General features: G+C 73.1%; 5 protein-coding genes. 3 read left to right on the top strand and 2 right to left on the bottom strand.

The features are described 5' to 3' along the window. The 3 genes from PKE44_RS17305 to PKE44_RS17295 all read left to right on the top strand — a co-directional run. Positions 1–752 (top strand): ABC transporter permease (locus PKE44_RS17305; protein ID WP_324553754.1); only part of this gene is annotated, 752 nt, incomplete at its 5' end. Beyond that, entirely contained in the window at positions 742–1,437 is a 696-nt protein-coding gene (locus PKE44_RS17300) for an ATP-binding cassette domain-containing protein (RefSeq protein WP_324553752.1), read from the top strand. The genes PKE44_RS17305 and PKE44_RS17300, both read left to right, overlap by 11 nt. A gap of 12 nt (positions 1,438–1,449) precedes the next feature. Further along, positions 1,450–1,887 (top strand): acyl-CoA thioesterase, encoded by a 438-nt coding sequence (locus PKE44_RS17295; RefSeq protein WP_324553750.1) that lies wholly within the window; start codon positions 1,450–1,452, stop codon positions 1,885–1,887. Between the two features lie 70 nt (positions 1,888–1,957). Here the strand turns inward: PKE44_RS17295 and PKE44_RS17290 are convergent, their stop codons facing one another. Together PKE44_RS17290 and PKE44_RS17285 are read right to left on the bottom strand one after the other, a co-directional pair. Continuing rightward, the gene (locus PKE44_RS17290; protein WP_324553749.1) at positions 1,958–2,584 is read right to left on the bottom strand and encodes a DUF2459 domain-containing protein; all 627 of its coding nucleotides are present in this window, start codon (positions 2,582–2,584) and stop codon (positions 1,958–1,960) included. Positions 2,585–2,645: 61 nt separating this feature from the next. Continuing rightward, the coding region (locus PKE44_RS17285) for a methionine adenosyltransferase (protein WP_324553747.1) at positions 2,646–3,065 on the bottom strand (420 nt) is incomplete at its 5' end.

The following is a 3,065-nucleotide window of genomic DNA, read 5'->3' as shown; positions in this document are numbered from 1 at the left end:
GGGTGCCCGGCCTGCCGGCGGTCGCGGTCGCGCTGCTCGCGCGCCTGCTCTGGTCGGCGCTGGCGCGCTGGGGCGGCTGGGCCGACTACGTGCTGCCGTCGCCGGCGCAGGTGCTGGCGGGGCTCGGCGAGGATCTGGCCTCCGGGCGGCTCGCGACCGACGTGGTCGCGTCGCTGTACCGCGTGATGCTCGGCTACGGGCTCGCCTGCGCACTCGGCGTGCCCTGCGGACTCGTGCTCGGGCATGCACCGCTCGCGCGGGCCGCGCTGCTGCCGGGCGTGAACTTCTTCCGGGCGCTGTCGCCGCTCGCGTGGATTCCGTTCGCGATCCTGTGGTTCGGCATCGGCGACGTGCCGGTCGTGTTCCTGATCTTCATGGCGACCTTCTTCCCGCTGGTGCTCGCGGTGATGGGCGCGGTCGCCAACGTGCCGCCGATCTGGCTGCGCGTCGGGCGTGAATACGGCCTGCGCGGACCGCGGCTGCTCGCGCACGTGACGCTGCCGGCGATCCTGCCGCAGCTGATCACGGCGCTGCGCGTGACGGTCGGGCTCGCGTGGCTGGTCGTGGTCGCCGCCGAGATGGTCGCCGGGCGCGACGGCCTCGGCTTCGCGATCTGGGATGCACGCAACGGCCTGCGCGCCGACCTGCTGGTGGCGCGCATGGCGGCGATCGGCACGATCGGCGTCGTGCTCGATGCGCTGCTCGGGCGCCTGACGCGGCTGCCGGGCGTGAGGTGGGGTCATGGGGGCTGAGGTCTGCGCACTGCGCGGCATCGTGCAGGGCTATGCCGGCCTGCCGGTGCTCGACGAGCTCTGGCTGACGGTGCTTCCGGGCGAGTTCGTCGCCGTGGTCGGGCCTTCGGGCTGCGGCAAGAGCACGCTGCTGAACCTGCTCGCCGGTTTCGCCGAACCGCAGGCCGGCGAGCTGCACCGGCCGGTGGCCACGCGCATGGTCCACCAGCAGGACGGCCTGCTGCCGTGGCTGACCGCGGCCGGCAACATCGCGCTCGGGCTCGGCAGCAAGGACGAGGCCGATCCGCGCCTGTCCGGCTGGCTGCGCCTCGCCGGCCTCGAAGCCTTCGCCGGCTACTACCCGCACCAGCTCTCCGGCGGCATGCGCCGGCGCGTCGAACTCGCGCGCGTGCTGGCGAGCCCGGCCGGCCTGCTGCTGCTCGACGAGCCCTTCGCCGCGCTCGACTGGCTGACGCGCCGGCGCATCCACGCCGAGCTGATGCGGCTGCTGGCGCTGCAGCCGCGCGCCGTCGTGCTGGTCACGCACGACATCGAGGAGGCCGTGACGCTCGCCGATCGCGTGATCGTGCTGTCGCCGCGCCCGGCACGTGTACGCTGCGAGCTGCCGCTCGATGCGCCGCGCCCGCGGCCGCTCGCGGCGGCGCTGCCGGCGATGCAGCGCATCCTCGCCGAACTCGAAACCTGAGGAGCCTTGCCGATGCCCGCGTCCCCCGCCTTCGAGATGCGCCACGTCGTCACCTTCGAGGAGACCAACCTGGTCGGCAACGTCTACTACGCCAACCACGTGCGCTGGCAGGGGCGCTGCCGCGAGCTGTTCCTGCACGCGCACGCCCCGCAACTGCTCGACGAGGTCGCGCGCGGCCTGGTGCTGGTCACGACGCGCGTCGCCTGCGAGTACTTCGACGAGCTGTACGCCTTCGACGAGATCATCGTGCGCATGCGCGCCGGGGAGATCGGTCAGGGGCGCGTGACGATGCTCTTCGAGTACTGGCGCGTGCGCGAGGGCGCCGAATCCCTGGTTGCGCAGGGTGAGCAGCAGATCGCCTGCCTGCGCTGCGCCGAAGACGGCCGGCACGTGCCGACCGGGCTGCCGGAGGTGCTGGTGCGGGCGCTGGAACCGTATCGCCAGCACTGAGGCCGGCTTGCGCGAACGGCGCGGCTCCGGTTGCGTGGGGCGTGGCTTGCCGTGCGGCCGGGGGCGCCGTTCAGTCCGCGGCGTTCACGGCGCAGTGACGCCGCGCCTGCCACATCGTGTTGCCGGCGCCGAGCGCCCAGAACGGCGTGACCGGACAGCCGGCGTCGAGCAGGCGTTCGGCCGTCCAGGTGTTGCAGGTGTGCAGCGCCCAGTAATGGCCGCGCGCTGCGTAGAAGCGGCTGTCGCCGTACAGGCCGGGGCCGAGCGCCACGGCCGGCGAGGCGGCGAAGCTCGCCTCGATGCCATCGGCGAGCGCCGCGAAGCCGGCCTCGCCGAGCACGACCGGCTGCACGTCGGAATGCGGGAAGGCCTGCTCCGGCGGGCCGTTGAGGCCGACGACGTGCAGCACCGAGCCGCGCGACGCGAACAGCGCCTGCAGCGTCAGGCCCGAGGTGATCTGCTGATCCGGCGCCGTGTAGAAGCCGAGATCGCCCCAGCCGATCTCCAGCCATTCGGCCTGCACGAACTGCCCGGCGAGCGCCGGCAGCCGGCCGGTGAGCGCCGCGCGCGGCAGCACGAGACCGGTGTGCCAGCCGTGGCTGACGAGGCGGATCGCCACGGTCGGCGCGCCGGCGGGCGGCGGGAATAGCTCCGGGCGCGAGGCGACGCAGCCGGCGAGCAGCAGTGCCAGCGCCACCGGCCAGCTGCAGAAAAGACCGGGGCCGCTTGCGCGGCCCCGGTGTGGTATCGGCGGAGGCTTACAGCCCGGCGGCATCCCGCAGCGCCGCGGCGCGGTCGGTCTTCTCCCACGGGAAGGCCGTGAAGGTCCGCGTGAGCTCCTTGTCGCTCCAGGTCATCTCGTACGGCGTGCGCCCGAAGTGGCCGTAGGCGGCGGTGGCCTGATACATCGGGTGCAGCAGGTCGAGCATCTTCGTGATCGCGTACGGGCGCAGGTCGAAGTACTCGCGCACGAGCTCGACGATGCGCGCATCGCTGACCTTGCCGGTGCCGAAGGTCGTCACCGAGATCGAGGTCGGCTGCGCGACGCCGATCGCGTAGCTGACCTGGATCTCGCACTTCTCGGCGAGGCCGGCGGCGACGATGTTCTTCGCGACGTAGCGCCCGGCGTAGGCGGCCGAGCGGTCGACCTTGGACGGGTCCTTGCCCGAGAACGCGCC

The organism is Plasticicumulans sp., from assembly GCF_035331805.1.
Lineage (GTDB): Bacteria > Pseudomonadota > Gammaproteobacteria > Competibacterales > Competibacteraceae > Plasticicumulans.
The sequence above is the reverse complement of the archived record's forward strand: the minus strand, read 5'-3'. Positions and strand labels throughout refer to the sequence as shown.